The 19,686-nt window shown below is 65.1% G+C and carries 18 protein-coding genes and 1 tRNA gene; 12 read left to right on the top strand and 7 right to left on the bottom strand.

Annotated elements, in window-relative coordinates; translation table 11 throughout:
* Positions 1 to 32 precede the first annotated feature (32 nt).
* The 7 genes from iscU (at position 33) to VARPA_RS18675 (ending at position 4,516) form a co-directional block, all read left to right on the top strand.
* On the top strand, positions 33 to 452 hold the full coding sequence (gene iscU / locus VARPA_RS18705) for a Fe-S cluster assembly scaffold IscU (protein ID WP_013542156.1): 420 nt from the start codon (positions 33 to 35) through the stop codon (positions 450 to 452).
* Position 453: 1 nt separating this feature from the next.
* Positions 454 to 777: an iron-sulfur cluster assembly protein IscA gene (gene iscA, locus VARPA_RS18700; protein ID WP_007828190.1), complete on the top strand. Its 324-nt coding sequence runs from the start codon at positions 454 to 456 to the stop codon at positions 775 to 777.
* A 63-nt stretch (positions 778 to 840) separates the two neighbouring features.
* Positions 841 to 1,359: a Fe-S protein assembly co-chaperone HscB gene (gene hscB / locus VARPA_RS18695; RefSeq protein ID WP_013542155.1), complete on the top strand. Its 519-nt coding sequence runs from the start codon at positions 841 to 843 to the stop codon at positions 1,357 to 1,359.
* 6 nt (positions 1,360 to 1,365) lie between these two features.
* The gene (gene hscA, locus VARPA_RS18690; RefSeq protein WP_013542154.1) at positions 1,366 to 3,228 is read left to right on the top strand and encodes a Fe-S protein assembly chaperone HscA; all 1,863 of its coding nucleotides are present in this window, start codon (positions 1,366 to 1,368) and stop codon (positions 3,226 to 3,228) included.
* Positions 3,229 to 3,237: 9 nt separating this feature from the next.
* A complete protein-coding gene (gene fdx, locus VARPA_RS18685) occupies positions 3,238 to 3,576 on the top strand; it encodes an ISC system 2Fe-2S type ferredoxin (protein WP_013542153.1) in 339 nt (112 codons plus the stop codon).
* An 85-nt stretch (positions 3,577 to 3,661) separates the two neighbouring features.
* On the top strand, positions 3,662 to 4,384 hold the full coding sequence (gene dnaQ, locus VARPA_RS18680) for a DNA polymerase III subunit epsilon (RefSeq protein ID WP_013542152.1): 723 nt from the start codon (positions 3,662 to 3,664) through the stop codon (positions 4,382 to 4,384).
* 57 nt (positions 4,385 to 4,441) lie between these two features.
* Positions 4,442 to 4,516, top strand: a tRNA-Val gene (locus VARPA_RS18675).
* A 51-nt stretch (positions 4,517 to 4,567) separates the two neighbouring features.
* Here the strand turns inward: VARPA_RS18675 and VARPA_RS18670 are convergent.
* Positions 4,568 to 5,365: a DUF1266 domain-containing protein gene (locus VARPA_RS18670; RefSeq protein WP_013542151.1), complete on the bottom strand. Its 798-nt coding sequence runs from the start codon at positions 5,363 to 5,365 to the stop codon at positions 4,568 to 4,570.
* Between the two features lie 344 nt (positions 5,366 to 5,709).
* On the opposite strand from VARPA_RS18670, the gene VARPA_RS18665 reads away from it, so the two are divergent.
* The 3 genes from VARPA_RS18665 (at position 5,710) to VARPA_RS18655 (ending at position 8,020) form a co-directional block, all read left to right on the top strand.
* On the top strand, positions 5,710 to 6,813 hold the full coding sequence (locus VARPA_RS18665) for an NAD(P)/FAD-dependent oxidoreductase (protein WP_013542149.1): 1,104 nt from the start codon (positions 5,710 to 5,712) through the stop codon (positions 6,811 to 6,813).
* A gap of 130 nt (positions 6,814 to 6,943) precedes the next feature.
* Positions 6,944 to 7,240: a glycine zipper domain-containing protein gene (locus VARPA_RS18660; RefSeq protein ID WP_013542148.1), complete on the top strand. Its 297-nt coding sequence runs from the start codon at positions 6,944 to 6,946 to the stop codon at positions 7,238 to 7,240.
* Between the two features lie 69 nt (positions 7,241 to 7,309).
* Positions 7,310 to 8,020: a phage holin family protein gene (locus tag VARPA_RS18655; protein WP_013542147.1), complete on the top strand. Its 711-nt coding sequence runs from the start codon at positions 7,310 to 7,312 to the stop codon at positions 8,018 to 8,020.
* Between the two features lie 19 nt (positions 8,021 to 8,039).
* On the opposite strand, the gene VARPA_RS18650 is transcribed toward VARPA_RS18655, so the two are convergent.
* Positions 8,040 to 9,116, bottom strand: a complete 1,077-nt coding sequence (locus tag VARPA_RS18650) for a quinone-dependent dihydroorotate dehydrogenase (protein WP_013542146.1) — start codon at positions 9,114 to 9,116, stop codon at positions 8,040 to 8,042.
* A gap of 45 nt (positions 9,117 to 9,161) precedes the next feature.
* Here VARPA_RS18650 and rpiA point away from each other — a divergent pair, with 45 nt between their 5' ends.
* Positions 9,162 to 9,875: a ribose-5-phosphate isomerase RpiA gene (rpiA, locus tag VARPA_RS18645; protein ID WP_013542145.1), complete on the top strand. Its 714-nt coding sequence runs from the start codon at positions 9,162 to 9,164 to the stop codon at positions 9,873 to 9,875.
* A 19-nt stretch (positions 9,876 to 9,894) separates the two neighbouring features.
* On the opposite strand, the gene VARPA_RS18640 is transcribed toward rpiA, so the two are convergent.
* From VARPA_RS18640 to VARPA_RS18620, 5 genes are all read right to left on the bottom strand, one after another.
* Positions 9,895 to 10,542: a glutaredoxin family protein gene (locus VARPA_RS18640; RefSeq protein ID WP_013542144.1), complete on the bottom strand. Its 648-nt coding sequence runs from the start codon at positions 10,540 to 10,542 to the stop codon at positions 9,895 to 9,897.
* A 30-nt stretch (positions 10,543 to 10,572) separates the two neighbouring features.
* A complete protein-coding gene (locus VARPA_RS18635) occupies positions 10,573 to 12,630 on the bottom strand; it encodes a M3 family metallopeptidase (protein WP_013542143.1) in 2,058 nt (685 codons plus the stop codon).
* 5 nt (positions 12,631 to 12,635) lie between these two features.
* A complete protein-coding gene (gene folD / locus VARPA_RS18630) occupies positions 12,636 to 13,487 on the bottom strand; it encodes a bifunctional methylenetetrahydrofolate dehydrogenase/methenyltetrahydrofolate cyclohydrolase FolD (protein ID WP_013542142.1) in 852 nt (283 codons plus the stop codon).
* 76 nt (positions 13,488 to 13,563) lie between these two features.
* A complete protein-coding gene (locus tag VARPA_RS18625) occupies positions 13,564 to 14,196 on the bottom strand; it encodes a response regulator transcription factor (protein WP_012747279.1) in 633 nt (210 codons plus the stop codon).
* Positions 14,193 to 16,733 (bottom strand): PAS domain S-box protein, encoded by a 2,541-nt coding sequence (locus VARPA_RS18620; RefSeq protein ID WP_013542141.1) that lies wholly within the window; start codon positions 16,731 to 16,733, stop codon positions 14,193 to 14,195. Before VARPA_RS18620 ends, VARPA_RS18625 begins: the two co-directional genes overlap by 4 nt.
* A 217-nt stretch (positions 16,734 to 16,950) precedes the next feature.
* Between VARPA_RS18620 and aceE the strand changes: the two genes are divergently transcribed.
* Entirely contained in the window at positions 16,951 to 19,680 is a 2,730-nt protein-coding gene (gene aceE / locus VARPA_RS18615; RefSeq protein WP_013542140.1) for a pyruvate dehydrogenase (acetyl-transferring), homodimeric type, read from the top strand.
* Positions 19,681 to 19,686: the final 6 nt, after the last annotated feature.

Below are 19,686 nucleotides of genomic sequence, written 5' to 3'. Positions count from 1 at the left end.
TCCACGATTGAACAAAGTTTGAGAGGTACACCATGGCATATTCTTCCAAGGTCATCGACCACTACGAAAATCCACGCAACGTCGGCTCCTTCGAAAAGGGCGACGATTCGGTGGGCACCGGCATGGTCGGCGCACCGGCCTGCGGCGACGTGATGAAGCTGCAGATCAAGGTCAACCCCGAAACGGGCGTGATCGAAGACGCGCGCTTCAAGACCTACGGCTGCGGCTCGGCCATTGCCTCGTCCTCGCTCGTGACCGAATGGGTCAAGGGCAAGACGCTCGACGAAGCGGCGGCACTCAAGAACGCGCAGATCGCCGAAGAACTGGCGCTGCCGCCGGTCAAGATCCACTGCTCGATCCTCGCGGAAGACGCCATCAAGGCGGCCGTGAGCGACTACAAGGCCAAGCACGGTGCCAAGACCGCCGAGTCGGCCGCCGAAGCTGTTCACTGAAATGGCCGTCACGCTGACCGAAGCCGCTGCGCGCCACGTCACCCGCTACCTCGGCAAACGAGGTAAGGGCGTGGGCGTGCGGCTGGGCGTGAAGACGACTGGCTGCTCGGGCCTGGCCTACAAGCTTGAGTACGTCGACGAGTTCACGCCTGAAGACGTGGTGTTCGAAGATCACGGCGTGAAGGTGCTGGTCGATCCCAAGAGCCTGGCCTACATCGACGGCACGCAGCTCGACTTCGTGCGCGAAGGCCTGAACGAAGGCTTCAAGTTCATCAACCCCAATGAGCGCGATCGCTGCGGTTGCGGAGAGAGCTTCCGCATCTGATGCGTCGTCGCTGATTGCGACCACAGCCGCCACCATGTCATGTGCTGGCGGTTTTTTCTTGCCATGAACCTGAACGACACCGACTTTGAACTGTTCGCCGTCCCGGCGACTTTCGCGCAGGACCGCGCCGCGCTCGACGCGCGCTGGAAAGAGCTGCAGCGCGAAGCGCACCCGGACCGCTTTGCCGCGCAGGGCGCCGCGGCGCAGCGCGTGGCCATGCAGTGGTCGGTGCGCATCAACGAGGCCTATCAGCGGCTGAAGGATCCGATTCGCCGCGCGAGCTATATCTGCGAGCTGCACGACGCGCCGCTGAACGCCGAGAACAACACGGCGATGCCGCCCGATTTCCTGATGCAGCAGATGGAATGGCGCGAGGCGCTCGACGACGCCGGGAACATCGCCGCGGTCGAGAAGCTGCAGGCCGAGGTCGAGGCTTCGCGCACCCGGGCGCTGTCGTCCCTCGACTGGCTGATCGACGAGAAAGGCGATTACCCCGCCGCCGCGCAGCAGGTGAGAGCCCTCATGTTCATTGAGCGCTTCGGACAGGACGTCGAAGCCAGATTCGATCAGTTGGGACAATAGGCCCTTATGGCTCTTCTTCAGATTTCCGAACCCGGCCAGGCGCCCGATCCGCATCAGCGCCGCATCGCCGTGGGCATCGACCTCGGCACCACGCATTCGTTGGTGGCCGCAGTGCGCAATGGCGTGGCCGAGTGCCTGCCCGACGACCAGGGCCGTGTGCTGTTGCCTTCGGCCGTGCGTTACCTCGACGGGGACCGCCGTCAGATCGGTTTCGATGCGCTCGCCGCACGCGCAGAAGACCCCGCCAACACCATCACCTCGGTCAAGCGCCTCATGGGTCGCGGCCTTGCCGACATCGCGAACCGCGAATCCATGTCGTACCGCATCGGCGGCGACGAGGGTGGCATGGTGAAGGTGCAGACCTCGGTGGGCGAGAAGTCGCCCGTAGAGATCAGCGCCGAGATTCTCGCCACGCTGCGCTTCCGCGCCGAAGACACCTTCGATGACGAGCTCTACGGCGCCGTCATCACAGTGCCGGCCTACTTCGACGAAGGCCAGCGCCAGGCCACCAAGGACGCCGCGCAACTCGCTGGCCTTAACGTCCTGCGCTTGATCAGCGAGCCCACGGCCGCGGCCATCGCCTACGGCCTCGACAATGCGAGCGAAGGCGTCTACGCGGTCTACGACCTTGGCGGCGGTACCTTCGATATCTCGATCCTGCGGTTGACCCAGGGCGTGTTCGAGGTCATCGCCACCGGTGGCGATTCGGCGCTCGGCGGCGACGACTACGACCACGCGCTCGCCGATTTCGTGCTCGCGCAAACCGACGTGAAGGTCAGAAACGACAGCGACAAAGCAGCGGTGCTCGTGGCAGCCCGCGCTGCGAAAGAGGCGCTCACCGATTCGGACGCCGTCGCCTTCCACGTGGATTTGGCCGGTGGTTCTGTGCGATTCGATTTGACGCGTGCACATTTCGATGCAGCGACCAAACCGCTCACAGACAAGACCATCGCCGCTGTCCGCAAGGCCTTGCGCGATGCGAAGCTCAAGGCTGATGACCTGCAGGGCATCGTCCTGGTTGGCGGTTCCACCCGCATGCCGCAGATTCGCGAGGCGGTGGCTGCGTTCTTTGGCCGTGACCCGCTGGTCAACTTGAACCCGGATGAAGTCGTCGCGCTCGGCGCAGCGATCCAGGCCAACCAGCTGGCCGGGAACAACGGCGCGGGCGATCTGCTGCTGCTCGATGTGATCCCGCTCTCGCTTGGCATCGAGACGATGGGCGGCCTGGTCGAGCGCATCGTGCCGCGCAACCAGACCATCCCGACCGCGATGGCGCAGGACTTCACGACTTATCAAGACGGCCAGACGGCCCTCGCACTGCATGTGGTGCAGGGCGAGCGCGACTTGGTGTCCGACTGCCGCAGCCTCGCACGCTTCACTCTGCGCGGCATTCCGCCGATGGCGGCCGGCGCGGCGCGCATCCGCGTGACTTTCACTGTCGATGCCGATGGCCTTCTGAGCGTCGGCGCCAAGGAGCAGGGCAGCGGCGTCGAAGCCAGCGTGGCGGTCAAACCGTCATACGGCCTTTCGGACGACCAGATCGCGACCATGCTGCAGGAGAGCTTCTCCACGGCGCAGCAGGACATGCAGGCCCGCGCGCTCGTCGAGGCGCGCGTCGATGCCGACCGCATGCTGCTCGCCACACAGAGCGCGCTGGATGCCGACGGCGACCTGCTGAACGAGAACGAGCGCGCCGTCATCGACGCGTCGATGGCCAAGCTGCGCGAAGCCGCCAAGGGCAGCACCGACGCTGCCGCCATCGAAGCCGCCACCAAGACGCTGGCCAACGACACCGAAGCCTTTGCCGCCCAGCGCATGAACGCGGGCATTGCGCGCGCACTCGCCGGCCGCAAGGTCGAATCCCTCTAGAACAACAATATGCCCACGATCAAGATCTATCCGCATCCCGAGTATTGCCCGCAGGGCGCCGAGATCACCGCGCCCGCCGGCACCTCGATCTGCGAGGCGCTGCTCGACAACCACATCAACATCGAGCACGCCTGCGAGATGAGCTGCGCCTGCACCACCTGCCACGTGATCGTGAGGGAAGGCTTCAATTCGCTCAACGAGGCTGAAGAGGGTGAAGAAGACCTGCTCGACCGCGCCTGGGGCCTGGAGCCGCAATCGCGCCTGAGTTGCCAATCGATCCTGGCGCAGGAGAATGTGACGATCGAGATTCCGAAGTACTCGATCAATCACGCCAAGGAAAACCACTGATGAGCGCAGCGCCGGGCCGCCCCAAGCAAGCTCGCACCCTCTTGGGGGGCGGCGAAGACACGAAGTGCCGAGACTGGGGGCAGGCATGAGTCGCCAGATCGTCCTCGATACCGAAACCACCGGGCTTTCTGCCGAGAACGGCGATCGCGTCATCGAGCTCGGCTGCGTGGAACTGTTCGCCCGCAAGCTCACCGGCAACGACCTGCACATCTACTTCAACCCCGAGCGCGAGAGCCATGAAGACGCGCTCAAGGTGCACGGCCTGACGACCGATTTTCTGCGCGACAAGCCGAAGTTCGCCACGCTCGCCAACGACATCATCGAGTACCTGCGTGGCGCTGAGCTGATCATCCACAACGCGGCGTTCGACGTGGGGTTCCTCAATAAGGAATTCGAGCGCGCGGGCCTGCCGCCGCTGCGCACCTTCGTTGCCGAAGTGACGGACACGCTGGCCATGGCGAAGCTGGTGTATCCCGGCAAGCGGAACTCACTCGACGCCTTGTGCGACCGCTTTGGCGTTGACCGCTCGAACCGCACTTTTCACGGCGCGAAGCTAGACGCGCAACTGCTGGCCGACGTCTACATCAATCTCACGCGCGGGCAGGATGCGCTGCTGATCGACGTGGCATCGAACGAGCCCGCGCAGGGCACCACGGTGGTGGCGATCGACCTGAGCCAGTTCGAGCTGCCGGTGATCGCGGCGGGCGAACAGGAGCTGGCTGCGCACGAGGCGGTGTTGTCGCAGCTCGACAAATCCAGCGGCGGCCGCACGCTGTTTCGCCAAAACGGCGGAAATGCTGTGGCATAATCGAAGGCTTCGCAGACAACGCGATTGATTCCACGGCACAGCAACTCGCTGTGCCACGGGCGGTTAGCTCAGGGGTAGAGCACAGCATTCACACTGCTGGGGTCGGAGGTTCGAAACCTCCACCGCCCACCAAAATTTCACGACACGGCACCTTCGGGTGCCGTTTTCGTTGGTGCCGCCGTTTCAGCGAAAGGGCACGCTGCGATAGGGGCTGCGGGCGTCGTTCAGCAGCATGCGGTTCGTGCGCAGCAGGTGTTCCTCGCGCGCGTCGGAATAGCGCCAGATCAGGCCGGCGGCGATGTACGCGGCACTTACCTGCGACCAATCGGTATACGCCGCGCGCACCTGCGGGTTCAACGCGCCCGCGAAACCGGCGAACTCCTCGCGTCCGATGAAGCCGAGCTGCACCGCCCAACGCGAAAGGCTCGCCAACCGCACGGCATCCCAGGCGACCAGATTGGAGATCTGGGACGGCGAAACCTTGAAATGCTTGCGCAAGGCATTGACCCAGCTCGGGCTGCCCGATACCAGTTGGCTCAGGTCCGTCACCGACCGTCCGCTTTCCGCCCCCAGCGCGCGGTAGTCCAGGCTCTTGCGCGCTTTGATCTGGAAGAACGCCGGAAACCACGCATCCATGACCAGCCGCAGAACGGCTGGCGTGCTCTGGGTCGCCGCATCGACCGCGGCGATGGCCTGCCAGGTGGACAGATAGGTCGAACGCTGTCCTTCCTCCGCCAGCCACCGCGCCGTTTCCTCGAAGCTCTCACGATCGTGCACGTTCCAGACCTCGGCGATGCCGCCGCGCAACTCGTCTTCATCTTTCCCGGTAGCCACGGCATTCACGAAATCGCCGTTGAACGCGGACAGCGGCGCGCTGAGCGTGACCAGCCATTGCTCGTCTGCCGTGAGCGTCTCCGCGGTGCCGAAATGAAGCTTCTCGTTGTCGAGCAGCGCATGCCCGAGCGTGTCTCTGATGCCCATTGATTTCCCTCCAGTTTTCTTGAAACATGAATGCATCCGGATTGGATGCCGGCTGAATCGGCGTGACGGCGAATCTTAAACAGCAGTTCTCGCCTGTATTTGCACTGTCGGCCCGCGCTGACGCCAAGTCCCGCTGCATGCTGGCTGGCCACTGGCGGCAACCGCATAGAAGGAGGGAAAGGAGGCGACCATGGCTACACATCCCGATATTCCAGCTCCCGTGTCACCCAAGTTGCCGGTGGAGCCCGATGAAGGGCCGAGCACGCCCCCCGACGAGCCTACGGATCCGGAGCCGCCGCCCTCCATCTCGTGATCCGCTGGGTGGGCCGCGATAAGCTCGCGCCATGGACGAACTCGATTGCGCCGTCATTGGCGGTGGTGTGGTGGGGCTGGCAGTGGCGCGCGCATTGGCGCTCGCGGGCCGGGAGGTGCTGGTGCTCGAAGCCGAAGGTGCGATCGGCACAGGAACCAGTTCGCGCAACAGCGAAGTCATTCATGCCGGCATCTATTACCCCCAAGGCTCGCTCAAGGCGAAGTTGTGCGTGGAAGGACGGAACGCGCTTTACGCATATGCGGCGGAGCGCGGTGTGCCGCACCGGCGTTGCGGCAAGCTCATCGTGGCAACCTCCGCCGAGCAGGTGGGCCAACTCGAATCGATCCGCGCGAAAGCCGAGGCCAACGGTGTCGACGACCTCGTGCAGATCACCGCGCAGCAGGCACTGGAGATGGAGCCGCAACTGCATTGCACGGCGGCGCTGCATTCGCCCAGCACCGGCATCATCGACAGCCACGCACTCATGCTGAGCCTGCTCGGCGATCTGGAAAACGCGGGCGGCATGCTGGCGCTGAAGTCGCCCATCACGCGCGCCGAATGCAGCGAGCGCGGCATCGTCCTGATCGCCGAGGACGGAACGGCGCTGAGCTGCCGCAGCGTCGTCAATGCGGCGGGGCTCGGTGCACCGGCGCTGGCCAGGCGCTTCGAAGGGCTGCCTGCCTCGACTATCCCGACCGAGTATTTCGCCAAGGGCAACTACTTCACCCTGTCCGGCCGGGCACCCTTCAGCCGTCTCATCTACCCGGTGCCCGAGCCCGGAGGCCTCGGCGTTCACCTGACGCTCGACCTCGGCGGCCAGGCCAAGTTCGGCCCCGACGTGCAGTGGGTCGAGTCGGCCGATGACCTCGTGGTGAACCCCGCCCGCGGCCACGGCTTCTATGCCGAGGTGCGCAAGTACTGGCCCGCGCTGCCCGATGGTGGATTGATCCCGGGCTACGCCGGCATGCGGCCGAAGATATCGGGCCCCGGCGAGCCGGCGGCCGACTTCATGATCGACGGCCCCGCGTCGCACGGCGTGCCGGGGCTGGTCAATCTGTTCGGCATCGAATCGCCGGGGCTCACCAGCAGTCTCGCGATCGGCGCCCATGTCGCCCGGCTGCTGGCCGATGCCTGAGCCATCGCGCGCACAAGTCTGCACATCTGCCGCGCATGAGGGGCTTTCGAGCCTGTAACATGACACCACGCCATATGCTGGCGTGAAGCCGCCGGCGCGGTGCCGGTGCCATCACGGAGGAAAGATTCCAATGAGTGCATCCAACAATCTTGAAGCAGCAGCCGAAGACATCGCAAGCGACGTGCGCGGCGTGCTGGCCAGCAAGGACCTGGATTCGGTTCCCCACATCAAGGCGCTGCGTCAGCGCATCGACACCAAGCTCGCCATCGCGCGCGAACTCGCCGCCGAGAAGAGCAAGCTCGCCGCCAAGAAGGCGCGCGAGGCGGCCACCGCCACCAACGCCTACGCCCACGACGAACCTTGGCAGATCGCAGGCGCCGCACTGGCCGTCGGCGTGCTGGTGGGTCTGTTGCTTGGCCGCCGCTGATCGCGCTGATCCAAGCGCGCACTGCCGGGTCATTCGTTTCCGCGCGTTGAGCGGGGCTGGAGCATGCCCATGAGGCTGCTCTCGCTACTGGGGCTGAATGGCCGCATACGGCAACTGCGCATTGCTGCCGCCGAAGGCGCGCTGGCAGCCGAAGACCGGGTGCAACTGCTGCGCATGGCCTGGGAAGACGAGAAGCAGCGCCTGAAGCTGATGCTCGTCCTCGTGGTGGCCGTGCTCGGGCTCACCACGGTCACCGTCGCGCTGCTGTCGGTGGCGGTGGTGGTGCATTTCTGGGAAACGCCGTACCGCATCACGGCCGCATGGTCGGTCGCCGGTGTCTGGGTCGTGCTCTGGCTGGCTGCGGTGGTCGGACTGCTGCAGACCTTGCGCAATGCCTCCAACAGCTTCACTCCGGCACGCCAGGAGTTCGAACGCGACTGGGCCTGGGTGCAGGACAGTTTCGGGCTCGGCAAGGACCCGGAAGACGAGGAAGCTCCGCGACCCCCGCGCCCGTCCACGCGCGAGGAGTTGCTGGCACGCATGGAGCGTCAACGCGAGCGCATCGCGACGCTGCAAGGTGGCCGCGAAACAGAGCCAGCCAGTCCGGAGCGCGCAGCGCCTCCGCCCAATGAGACGGCTTCTGCCGCCGCATTGCGAATTGCGCGGGCGCATCCGGTGGCGACCGGCGTTGTCGCAGCCGCCGCCGTGGTGGTGCTCCGCCCGAAGCGCCTGCTGCGCTGGGCAGCTGTTATCGCGCCGATTCTTTGGCGCATGCGCTGACGAAGAAGTGTGAAAGGTCTCAGGCCTTGCTGCGATCGCGCAGCAACGCCTGGGCCGTCTCGCGGACCAGCGCCGGGCCGCGGTAGATGAGGCCGGTGTAGATCTGCACCACGTCCGCGCCCGCGGCGATCTTGGCCCTGGCATCGGCCGCGCTCAGGATGCCGCCCACGCCAATGATCGGGAAGTCCTTTCCCAATGCAGCACGCAGTTGCGCAATCACGCGGTTACTCGCCTCGCGTACCGGCGCGCCAGACAGGCCACCGGCTTCTTCCGCATGCGGCAGTCCGGCCACCGCATCGCGAGCCAGCGTGGTGTTAGTCGCGATCACGCCGTCCATCCGGTGGCGTTGCAGTGTTGCGGCAATGACCGCGACCTGGGCTTCATCGAGATCGGGCGCGATCTTCACGAACAGTGGCGCGCGCTTGCCGTGGCGCGTGGCCAGGGTCTCGCGGCGCTCGGCCACTGCGCCGAGCAGCGCATCGAGCGCTTCGTCGCTCTGCAGCGTGCGCAGGTTGGCCGTGTTGGGGCTCGAGATGTTGATCGTCACGTAGTCGGCATGCGGGTACACGCCGTCCAGGCAGGCGAGGTAATCGTCCACCGCGCGCTCGATCGGCGTGGCAGCGTTCTTGCCGATGTTCAGGCCCAGCAGCATCGGCGATTTGCCGCCGCCGCTCTTGCGAAAACGTGCCTTCTGCACATTGGCCAGGAAGGCGTCGAGCCCTTCGTTGTTGAAACCGAGCCGGTTGATCAGCGCATCGCGCTGCGGCAGGCGGAACATGCGCGGCTTCGGATTGCCCGGCTGCGCTTTCGGTGTGACCGTGCCGACTTCGACGAACCCGAAACCCATGGCTGCAAAGGCGTCGATGCAGCGGGCGTTCTTGTCGAGCCCTGCAGCCAGGCCCACGCGGTTCGGAAAGGTCAGCCCGGCCAGCGTGACGGGGTCGTCCGCGCGCGGGGCGGAATAGGCGCAGGCCAGCGGCGTGTTCTGCGTACGGGCGAGGCCGTCGAGGGTGATTTCATGGGCGTGCTCGGGATCGAAACCGAACAGGAAAGGGCGGGCCAGGCCATAGAGCGAAGAGGGCAGCAGCAGGGGCATCGGATAATTCTCGTCTCGACTTCAATGAGCCAAGGATTCTCCGCGATGACCGCACCCGCCTCCCCAGCCCCCGCGACCCCTGTCCTGTCCCAGGACGAACTCAAGACCCAGGTCGGCCTTGCCGCGCTGGCCTACGTGGTCAAGGGCGAGATCGTCGGCGTGGGCACCGGCTCGACGGTCAACAAGTTCATCGATGCGCTGGCGACGATCAAGGACGAGATCAAGGGTGCCGTCTCGAGCTCGGTGGCCTCGACAGAACGCCTGCGCGCGCTGGGTATTCAGGTATTCGACAGCAACGAGGTGGAAGAACTGGCCGTGTACATCGACGGTGCCGATGAAATCGATCACCGGGGCTTCATGGTGAAGGGCGGCGGCGCGGCGCTCACGCGCGAGAAGATCGTCGCGGCGCAGTCCAAGCGCTTCGTCTGCATCGCCGACGCCTCCAAGCTGGTCGAGACGCTGGGCGCCTTCCCGCTGCCGGTGGAGGTGGTCCCGATGGCGGTGCGCCGTGTGATGCGCCAGTTCGCCAGCTTGGGCGGAATCTCACAGGTGCGCGAGAAGGACGGCCTGCCGCTGGTCACCGACAACGGCCAGCACATCGTCGACGTGACGGGCCTCCAGATCGCCGATCCGCTCGCTTTCGAGTCCGAGGTGAGCCAATGGCCCGGCGTGGTGACGGTCGGCGTCTTTGCCCACCAGAAGGCCGACGTGTGCCTGTTGGGCACCGCGACGGGCGTGAAGACGATGCAGTTCGCCTGAGAAGGCGAACCGCCCGGCGTCAGAACTTGATGCCGGCCGGGTTGCCTGCCCCCGGATCGCTCGGTGCAGCGGGCGGCGGCGCGGGTTGCGCGGCGGGTGCTGCTGCGGCGCGGGGTGCCGGCGCCGCCTGCTGTGCGGCGACCAGGGGCCGTGCCGGCCCATTGCGGTAGCCCGCAGGCAAACTGTTGCTCTTGGGGTAGCCGGCCGCATCGAGGTACTGCGACCATTCCGCATCGCCATAGCCCTTGAGCTGCTGCGAACCGATGGTGAGCAGCGGCAGCGAACTCTGGCTGCTCAGGCGCTGCAGCGCCTCGATTTCTTCATTGCTCTTGACCGTGCGTTCCTCGAATGGGACGCCGCGCGTGGTGAGCAGCGTGCGGGCCGCGCTGCAGGGTGCGCAGTCTTCGCTCGTGTACAGCGTGACCGGATACCGCTGCGCCACCTGCCGTAACTCGTAGGGCAGCCCTGCCATGCTGGCCGGTGAACTGGCGCCTTGCGGGGCCGCTGCCGGTTCGGTGCTGGCCGTAGGCGCGCGGTCCGAGAAAGTGACCTTGCCGTTCTTGTCGACGTTGCGATAGATCGGCTGGGCCATCGCGCCTGCGGCGACGAGCAGCAGGGCGAGGCCGGTCAGGCGATGCGACGGGAATTTGTAAGGCTTCAGATACATGTCCCGAGTATCGCAAGCTTCAGCGCCGCATCAAGCAGGCTGGGCCTCGGCCATGCCCTGATGTCGCAGCAATGCATCAAGCTGGGGCTCGCGGCCGCGGAAAGCCTTGAACGAATCCATGGCGCTGCGGCTGCCGCCAGCCTCCAGGATGGCCTGGCGGTATTTGCGGCCGGTCTCGATGTTCGGCTCGCCGTCGGCGCCCACGGTTTCCTCGAAGGCCGCATAGGCGTCGGCGCTCAGCACCTCGGCCCATTTGTAGCTGTAGTAGCCGGCCGCGTAGCCGCCCGAGAAAATGTGGCTGAAAGTATTCGGCGTGCGGCTGAACGGCGGCGAGGGCATCACCGCCACTTCGCTGCGCACCTTGCCCAGCAGCGCCATCACGTCGCCCGGCTTCGCGGCGGCCGCGTGGTATTCGGTGTGCAGCAGCATGTCGAACAGCGAGAACTCGATCTGGCGCAGCGTCTGCAGGCCGCTCTGGAAGTTCTTGGCAGCGGTCATCTTGTCGAAGAGGGCACGCGGCAACGGCTCGCCGGTGTCGACGTGGGCCGTCATGTGGCTGAGCACGTCCCACTCCCAGCAGAAGTTTTCCATGAACTGGCTCGGCAGCTCGACCGCGTCCCACTCCACGCCGCTGATCCCCGAGACGTCGCGCTCGTTCACCTGGGTGAGCATGTGATGCAGGCCGTGGCCGAACTCGTGGAAGAGGGTGGTCACGTCGTCGTGCGTAAGGAGTGGCGGCTTGCCGTCAACGCCGCTTGCGAAGTTGCAGACCAACTGCGCGACCGGCGTCTGCAGCACGCCGTTGTCGGGGCGCAGCCACCGGGCGCGCACGTCGTCCATCCATGCGCCGCCGCGCTTGGCGGCGCGGGCGGAGGGATCGAGATAGAACTGGCCGACCTTCTGGCCCGCACGTTCGATGCGATAGAACTCGACGCTCGGATGCCACGTCGGCGCGCTGTCGCGGCGGATCGACACTTCGAACAGCGTCTCGACGATCTTGAAAAGACCCGCCATCACCTTCGGCGCGGGGAAGTACTGCTTCACCTCCTGTTCGCTGAAGGCATAGCGCGCTTCCTTGAGCTTCTCGCCGATGTAGCTCCAGTCCCAGGGCTGCGGGTCGGTGATGTTCAGTTGCTCGGCGGCAAAGGCGCGCAGGTCGGCCAGGTCGCGTTCGCCATACGGCTTGGCCTTCGTTGCCAGATCGCGCAGGAACTTGACGACCTGCTCGGGCGATTCGGCCATCTTCGGAACGACCGACAACTCGCCGAAATTCTTGTAGCCCAGGAGCTTCGCCTCTTCTTCGCGCAGCGCCAGGATCTCGGTGATCAGCGCGGTGTTGTCGAAGGCCGCATCGCCGAACTCGCTCGCACGCGTGACGTAGGCGCGGTAAAGCGTTTCGCGCAAGGCGCTGCTCTTGGCGAACTGCATCACCGGCAGGTAGCAGGGCATCTTGAGCGTGAGCTTGTAGCCGTCCTTGCCGTCGGCTTCGGCGGCAGCGCGCGCGGCGCTCACCACGTCTTCAGGCACGCCTTCGAGTTCGCCGAGCTTGGCGTAGTACGCAAAGGCATCGGTGGCATCGAGTGCGTTCTCGCTGAACTTCTGGCTGAGCTCGGCCTGGCGTTCCTGGATGTCGGCAAAGCGCTTCTTTGCGTCGCCCTGCAACTCTGCGCCACCAAGCACGAAGTTGCGCACGGCGTTGCGGTGCGCCTGGCGCTGCTCGGCATTGAGCGTGGCGACGTCGATGGCCTTGTACTTGGCGTAGAGCCGTTCGTCGGACCCCACCCGGGTCCAGAACGCGGTGACGCGGGGCATGGCTTCGTTGTAGGCGGCACGCAATTCAGGCGTGTCGGCCACGGCGTTGAGGTGGCCGACGGCGCTCCAGGCGCGGGTGAATCGTTCTCCCCCCACGTCGAGCACCCGCGAAATCTTGAGCCAATCCGCGGGAAACTCCGGCGCGACCACAGTCTCCAGATTGGCCTCGCCTTCTGCCAGCAGGATGTCAACGGCGGGCGCCACATGCTCGGGCCTGATGCGGTCGAACAGCGGGAGATCGGTGAAGTCGAGAAGGGGGTTGTTAGTCATGGCCATGAAAGTTACTTGGCGGCGCGTTCGGCCGCTTCAAGGGTGTTGGCGAGCAGCATGGCGCGGGTCATCGGGCCGACACCGCCGGGTACGGGGGTGATCCATCCGGCCACTTCCTTCACGCCGTCGAAATCGACGTCGCCTGCCAGCTTGCCGTCCGCCTTGCGATTCATGCCGACGTCGATGACGACGGCGCCGGGCTTCACCATGTCGGCCGTGAGCAGGTTCAGCTTGCCGACGGCGGCGACGATCACGTCGGCCTGTCGCGTGATGGCGCCCAGGTCTTGCGTGGCGCTGTGGCAGATGGTCACGGTGGCGCTCTTGGCGAGCAGCATCATGGCCATCGGCTTGCCGACGATGTTGCTGCGGCCGATGACCACCGCATGCTTGCCGCGCAGGTCGTAGCCGATCGCTTCGAGCATCTTCATGCAGCCGTGCGGCGTGCAGGGCCAGAAGCCGGGAGCGCCGGTCATCAGCGCACCGGCGCTGGCAACGTGGAAGCCGTCGACATCCTTGGCGGGCGAGATGGTCTCGATGACCTTCTGGCTGTCCATGTGCTTGGGCAGCGGCAACTGAACCAGGATGCCGTGCACCTCGGGGTCGTCGTTGAGGGCGCGGACGCGGGCCAGCAGGTCGGCCTCGGTCATGTCGGCGGGGTAGGTCTCCAGCGTGGCCTCGAGGCCCGTCTGCGTGCTGTCGTTGACCTTGTGCTTCGTGTAGACCTGGCTGGCCGGGTCTTCGCCCACGAGGATGATGGAAAGAGCCGGGTTCACGCCACGGGCCTTGAGTGCGGCGGTGCGGCCTGCGACTTCGGCGCGGATGGTTTTGGCGAGGGCGTTGCCGTCGATCAGTTGGGCGGTCATCGGTTTCGATTTTCCAAGTAAAAACGCCCGCTTGCGCAGGCGTGAGGGATATGCATCGCTATAGCGGAGATAGCGTCTAGGCCTTGGCAGCAGGGGCCGCTTGGCCGAGCGCGATCTTCAGCAGATCGGCCACGGTGTTGGCGTTGAGCTTTTCCATGATGTTGGCGCGGTGCGCCTCCACCGTCTTGATGCTGATGCCCAGGTCGTCGGCGATCTGCTTGTTCAGGCGGCCGGCGACGATGCGCTCGAGCACCTGCGCCTCACGGCCGGTGAGCTTGGACAGCAGCGCGTCGCGGCTGGCCGACTGCTGGTGCTGTGTGAACGCGCCGCGCGCATGTTCGAGCATGCGCTCGACCAGCGTGACGAGTTCTTCGTCGTTGAAAGGCTTCTGGATGAAATCCATCGCGCCCTTCTTCATGCTGTCGACCGCCATCGGCACGTCGCCGTGACCGGTGATGACCACGATCGGCAGCGGGGAGCGCCGCTCGATCAACCGATCCTGCAATTCGAGGCCGGTCATGCCGGCCATGCGGATGTCGACGATCAAACAGGCGACTTCGCGCGGGTCGTATCGGGAGAGAAAGGATTCGGCGGAATCGAAACAGCGGACTCTGTAGTCCTTGCCTTCGAGCAGCCATTGCAGCGAATCGCGTACGGCTTCGTCGTCGTCGACGACATAGACCGTGCCCTTCTTCGGAATCAAACTCATGCAGGTACCTTTGCCTCGTCGCTAGCTACGGAACTGATAGCGTCCAACACCGGAATCCAGAAGGAAAAACGGCATCCGATCACATCCGGGCCATTGTAGATGTTCTCCGCCTGCATCCGGCCGCGGTGCGACTCGACGATGGTGCGGCACAGATTCAGCCCGATGCCCATGCCTTCGGGCTTGGTGGAGAAGAAGGCTTCGTACAGCCGGTCCATGACTTCGGGCGACAGGCCCTTGCCCGTGTCCTGCACCGAAAACTCGATGGCGTTCTGCCCCTCGATGGTCTTGGGCAGCACGCGCAGCTCGACGCTGCGGCGCGCGAGCGGCCGGTCGGCGAGGTCGATGGATTCGGCCGCGTTCTTCAGCAGGTTGACCATCACCTGCTCGATCAGGATCGGATCGACCCGCACCACCGGCAGCCGCGCGGCCACGTAGTGGTTCAGGCGCACGTTGCGGCGGCGCAGCTCGATGCCCGCGAGCTCGACGGCTTCGCTCACCATGGTGGCCACGTCGGCAGGCGTGCGGTTCGGTTCGCTGCGCTTCACGAAAGAGCGGATGCGCTGAATGATCTGGCCGGCGCGCTGGGCCTGCTTCGATGTCTTCTCCAGCGCTGCAAGCAGCGCCTCGGTGTCGATCGTCTGCCCCTTGATGCGCGACATCATCCCGTTGCAGTAGTTGGTGATGGCCGTGAGCGGCTGGTTGAGTTCGTGTGCCACGCTCGATGCCATTTCACCCATCGTGATCAGGCGGCTCGCGGCCTGGGCCTTGTCCGCCTGCGCGGCTGCCTGCTCCTCGGCATCGCGGCGCGGCGTGATGTCGGTGGCGATCACGAGTTGCGCAAGACGGCCGTCCACCCACGTCAGGTAGCGCGAGCGCACTTCGAGCCATTTGCCGAGGTGCGGCACGAAGATTTCGTTGTTGGCGGCTTGCGCGGCGGTGAGCGTGTCGATGGGAAGACCGGCGTACGGGTCCACGTCGTCCAGGCCCTCGTCGTGCGCGTTCGACGCCGGCACGCCGGCCTGCGCCACCATGCCCAAGTGGCCCACGGTGTCGGAGCCGAACCAGAGGCGGTACAGCTTGTTGGCGAACAGCAGTTCCTCGCTGCCGATGGGCGCGACCGACACCGCCGCATCGAGCGCCTCGAGCACCGTGGTGAAGCGTTCGTACGACGCCGACAACTGCTCGCGGATGCGCGTCGGCTCGGTGATGTCGGTCATCGACGTCATCCAGCCGGTCTGATGGCCGCGCGCATCGATCAGTGGAGAGACGTAGAGGCGGGCGTTGAACACGCTGCCGTTCTTGCGCTTCACGCGTACCTGAAAGCCGCCGGGGAGGGCGCGTCCGTGCAGCTCTTCTTCGAGCCGCTCGTTCATCACTTCGCGGTCGGATTCCAGCCAGTAGGGAAAGGGCGGCGACTGGCCGACCAGTTCGGCTTCGCTCCAGCCGGTCATCGCGCAGAACGCGGCGTTCACGTAGGTGATGCGGCCTTGCAGGTCGAGCACGCGCATGCCGGTCAGCATGGAGTTTTCCATTGCTCGGCGGAAATTCGTCTCGGCGACCAGGCGTTGCTGGGCCTGCAGCCGTCGGCGCGTGTGGCGCCAGGTGCCGATCAGCATCCAGCTCGTGAGCACGCTGAGCGCGCAGACCAGCCAGAAGAGGCCGTTGCCCACCACGCCCTGCGAGGTGCGGTAAGCCTGCGCACGCAGGATCAGCGCATTGCCGACGGGGGACACGGGCACCTCGTATTCGTTGGTGCGCTCCGACCAGGGCAGCAGCCGCGTGCCGCTGTCCTTCAGGTTGGTCGTGTTGCCGGCGATCACGTTGCCCTTGGCGTCGAGCAGCGAGACCGCGTAGCGCGCCTGCACTTCAGAAGGCATGCCGTAGCGCAGCAGCCCATCGACCGAGAACTCGCCGAGCACCACCCCCGCGAACAGGCCCTGATCGAAAAGAGGAATGTGCAACTGCAGCATCGCGGCCGGATCGCCGCCGGCCACGGGTTGCGAATACACCGGCTGGCGCAGTTCGCGCGCCAGGGCGTAGTTGCTTTCGATGTCGCCGGGCCGCAGCACGTCGCCGATCAGGTGCTGCTGCGCGGGATGCACGCTGGGCGCCGCATAGCCGGCCTTGAAGCGGCGGCGGTCGTCGATCCAGGTGATGGTCTGCAACTCGGGGAACTGGCTCACGAGCGATTCGGCGCGGCTCGTGAACTCGGTCGGGTCGATCTCGCGGTTGGACGCATCGCGCGCAATGCGCATCAACTGTTCCTGGCGCTCCAGCAACCGAAGGCGCATGCGCTGCTGGGCGTATTCGACGTCGCGGCGTACCGACTCCTGCTCGCGCTCGACTTCCTCGGTTCGCAGATACCAGAAAGCGGAAACGATGGCCGCGAGGAAAAGCAGCACTGCCGCCATCGGCGCGAGCATGGCGACCGCGTCCTGCAGGACCGGCGTTTGTCGACGCCACCAGCGGCGCCACCAGGAGAGCGGCGAGGCATTCACGGCACTGCGGGCAACCGCCAGCGGGGAGGAGAGGGGCATCCGGCGAGTTTAGGGGATTGCCCCTTGAGAGCTGACGGAAAAGCGCCAGTGCCATTGATCCGGTTGCGGTCGCGTTCGGCTTGGAAACTCACAAAAAATATCACAATAAGAAATCATCATGCGCCATTTGAAATAACGGGATTTCTATGCGAAACTCGCCCGCGTTTATTGCAGAGCGCACTAAATTACAGCCACAGCCCTAAAAGGAGAGACAAGCATGTCGGCAAATCCCGAGAACCTGTTCGGCTCGGCCGCAAACGATGCGGACGCCCAGGAGACCCGTGAATGGATGGATGCACTGTCCTCCGTCATCCAGAGCGAGGGTCCGGAGCGGGCCCACTTCCTTCTCGAGCAGCTGCTCGAACATGCCCGGCAGCACAGCATCGACAAGCCGTTCTCTGCCAACACCGCCTACGTCAACACCATCGAGCCCGATCAGGAAGAGCGTTGCCCCGGCAACCTCGAGATCGAGGAGCGCCTGCGCGCCTACATGCGTTGGAACGCGATGGCGATGGTGGTCAAGGCCAACCGTCACCATCCCCCTGAAGGCGGCGACCTCGGCGGCCACATCGGCTCCTTCGCCTCGCTGGCGAACATGTTCGGCGCCGGCTTCAACCACTTCTGGCACGCCGAGAGCGAAAACCACGGCGGCGACTGCCTCTACATCCAGGGCCACGTCTCCCCCGGCATTTACGCCCGCGCCTACCTTGAAGGCCGCCTGACCGAAGAGCAACTGCTCAACTTCCGCCAGGAAGTGGACGGCAAGGGTCTCTCCAGCTACCCGCATCCGAAGCTGATGCCCGAGTTCTGGCAGTTCCCCACGGTGTCGATGGGCCTCGGACCGCTGATGGCCATCTACCAGGCTCGTTTCCTCAAGTACCTGCATGCCCGCGGCATCGCCAACACCGAGAACCGCAAGGTCTGGGTGTTCTGCGGCGACGGCGAAATGGACGAAGTCGAATCGATGGGCGCCATCGGCCTCGCAGCGCGCGAAGGCCTGGACAACCTTGTCTTCGTCATCAACTGCAACCTGCAGCGCCTGGACGGCCCGGTGCGCGGCAACGGCAAGATCATCCAGGAACTGGAAGGCGAATTCCGCGGCTCGGGCTGGAACGTCATCAAGCTGATCTGGGGCAGCGGCTGGGACCAGTTGATAGCACGCGACAAGGAAGGGGCCCTCCGCAAGATCATGATGGAGACGAACGACGGCGACTACCAGTCGTTCAAGGCCAACGACGGTGCCTACGTACGCAAGCACTTCTTCGGCCGCGATCCGCGCACGCTGGAGATGGTCGCCAAGATGAGCGACGACGACATCTGGCAGCTGCGCCGCGGCGGCCACGACTCGCAGAAGGTCTACGCGGCCTTCGACGCGGCCGTCAAGCACAAGGGCCAGCCCACGGTGCTCCTGATCAAGACGGTCAAGGGCTTCGGGATGGGCAAGATCGGTGAGGGCAAGAACAACGTCCACCAGACCAAGAAGCTGAGCGACGAGGACATCATGGCCTTCCGCGACCGCTTCAACATCCCGATCCCGGACAGCCAGATCGCCGACCTGCCGTTCTACAAGCCGGCTGACGACACCCCGGAAATGAAGTACCTGCACGAGCGCCGCAAGGCCCTGGGCGGTTACCTGCCGCACCGCCGCACCAAGGCCGACGAGAGCTTCACGGTGCCCTCGCTCGAGACTTTCAAGTCGGTGATGGAACCCACGGCCGAAGGCCGTGAGATCTCGACGACGCAGGCCTACGTTCGCTTCCTCACGCAGCTCCTGCGCGACAAGGCGCTCGGTCCGCGCGTGGTGCCCATCCTGGTGGACGAAGCCCGCACCTTCGGCATGGAAGGGTTGTTCCGCCAGATCGGCATCTACAACCCCGCAGGCCAGCAGTACACCCCGGTCGATAAAGACCAGGTCATGTACTACAAGGAAGACAAGGCCGGCCAGATCCTGCAGGAAGGCATCAACGAGGCCGGCGGCATGTCCAGCTGGATCGCGGCGGCCACCTCGTACAGCACGAACAACCGCATCATGGTGCCGTTCTACGTGTACTACTCGATGTTCGGCTTCCAGCGCATCGGCGACCTGGCCTGGGCGGCCGGCGACATGCAGGCGCGCGGCTTCCTTCTGGGCGGCACCTCGGGGCGCACTACGCTCAACGGCGAAGGCCTGCAGCACGAAGACGGTCACAGCCACATCCTGGCCAACACCATCCCGAACTGCGTGAGCTACGACCCGACCTTCGCGCACGAAGTCGGCGTGATCCTGCACCATGGCTTGAAGCGCATGGTCGAGAAGCAGGACAACGTCTATTACTACCTGACGCTGCTGAACGAGAACTACGCGATGCCAGGCCTGCAGCCCGGCACCGAAGAGCAGATCATCAAGGGCATGTACCTGTCCAAGCAGGGGCCGGTGGTCAAGGCCGCCAAGGGCAGCAAGGAAGCGCCGACCGTGCAACTGCTCGGTAGCGGCACCATCCTGCGCGAGAGCTTCGCGGCGCAAGAGCTGCTCGAGAAGGACTGGGGCGTGTCGGCTTCCGTGTGGAGCTGCCCGAGCTTCAACGAGCTCACCCGCGACGGCCAGGACGCCGACCGCTGGAACCTGCTGCACCCCGACCAGACCCCGCGCGTGCCCTTCGTGGCCGAGCAACTCGCGCCCACGACCGGCCCGGTGGTCGCATCGACCGACTACATGAAGGCCTATGCGGAACAGATCCGCCCCTTCATTCCGAAGGGCCGCACCTACAAGGTGCTGGGCACCGACGGTTTCGGCCGCAGCGACTTCCGCAACAAGCTGCGCGAACACTTCGAGATCAATCGTCACTACATCGTGGTGGCCGCGCTCAAGGCGCTGAGCGAAGATGGCACCGTGCCGGTGGCCAAGGTGGTGGAAGCGATCAAGAAGTACGGCATCAATGTCGACAAGGTCAACCCGCTCTACGCTTGAACATCA

Source organism: Variovorax paradoxus EPS (genome assembly GCF_000184745.1).
Lineage (GTDB): Bacteria > Pseudomonadota > Gammaproteobacteria > Burkholderiales > Burkholderiaceae_C > Variovorax > Variovorax paradoxus_C.
This window is presented reverse-complemented; position numbering and strand designations above follow the sequence as displayed.

Excerpts from the sequence above, each read along its gene's own strand:
- iscU (WP_013542156.1), top strand. The coding sequence starts at position 33 with ATGGCATATTCTTCCAAGGTCATCGACCACTACGAAAATCCACGCAAC.
- iscA (WP_007828190.1), top strand. The coding sequence starts at position 454 with ATGGCCGTCACGCTGACCGAAGCCGCTGCGCGCCACGTCACCCGCTAC.
- hscB (WP_013542155.1), top strand. The coding sequence starts at position 841 with ATGAACCTGAACGACACCGACTTTGAACTGTTCGCCGTCCCGGCGACT.
- hscA (WP_013542154.1), top strand. The coding sequence starts at position 1,366 with ATGGCTCTTCTTCAGATTTCCGAACCCGGCCAGGCGCCCGATCCGCAT.
- fdx (WP_013542153.1), top strand. The coding sequence starts at position 3,238 with ATGCCCACGATCAAGATCTATCCGCATCCCGAGTATTGCCCGCAGGGC.
- dnaQ (WP_013542152.1), top strand. The coding sequence starts at position 3,662 with ATGAGTCGCCAGATCGTCCTCGATACCGAAACCACCGGGCTTTCTGCC.
- VARPA_RS18670 (WP_013542151.1), bottom strand. The coding sequence starts at position 5,365 with ATGGGCATCAGAGACACGCTCGGGCATGCGCTGCTCGACAACGAGAAG.
- VARPA_RS18665 (WP_013542149.1), top strand. The coding sequence starts at position 5,710 with ATGGACGAACTCGATTGCGCCGTCATTGGCGGTGGTGTGGTGGGGCTG.
- VARPA_RS18660 (WP_013542148.1), top strand. The coding sequence starts at position 6,944 with ATGAGTGCATCCAACAATCTTGAAGCAGCAGCCGAAGACATCGCAAGC.
- VARPA_RS18655 (WP_013542147.1), top strand. The coding sequence starts at position 7,310 with ATGAGGCTGCTCTCGCTACTGGGGCTGAATGGCCGCATACGGCAACTG.
- VARPA_RS18650 (WP_013542146.1), bottom strand. The coding sequence starts at position 9,116 with ATGCCCCTGCTGCTGCCCTCTTCGCTCTATGGCCTGGCCCGCCCTTTC.
- rpiA (WP_013542145.1), top strand. The coding sequence starts at position 9,162 with ATGACCGCACCCGCCTCCCCAGCCCCCGCGACCCCTGTCCTGTCCCAG.
- VARPA_RS18640 (WP_013542144.1), bottom strand. The coding sequence starts at position 10,542 with ATGTATCTGAAGCCTTACAAATTCCCGTCGCATCGCCTGACCGGCCTC.
- VARPA_RS18635 (WP_013542143.1), bottom strand. The coding sequence starts at position 12,630 with ATGGCCATGACTAACAACCCCCTTCTCGACTTCACCGATCTCCCGCTG.
- folD (WP_013542142.1), bottom strand. The coding sequence starts at position 13,487 with ATGACCGCCCAACTGATCGACGGCAACGCCCTCGCCAAAACCATCCGC.
- VARPA_RS18625 (WP_012747279.1), bottom strand. The coding sequence starts at position 14,196 with ATGAGTTTGATTCCGAAGAAGGGCACGGTCTATGTCGTCGACGACGAC.
- VARPA_RS18620 (WP_013542141.1), bottom strand. The coding sequence starts at position 16,733 with ATGCCCCTCTCCTCCCCGCTGGCGGTTGCCCGCAGTGCCGTGAATGCC.
- aceE (WP_013542140.1), top strand. The coding sequence starts at position 16,951 with ATGTCGGCAAATCCCGAGAACCTGTTCGGCTCGGCCGCAAACGATGCG.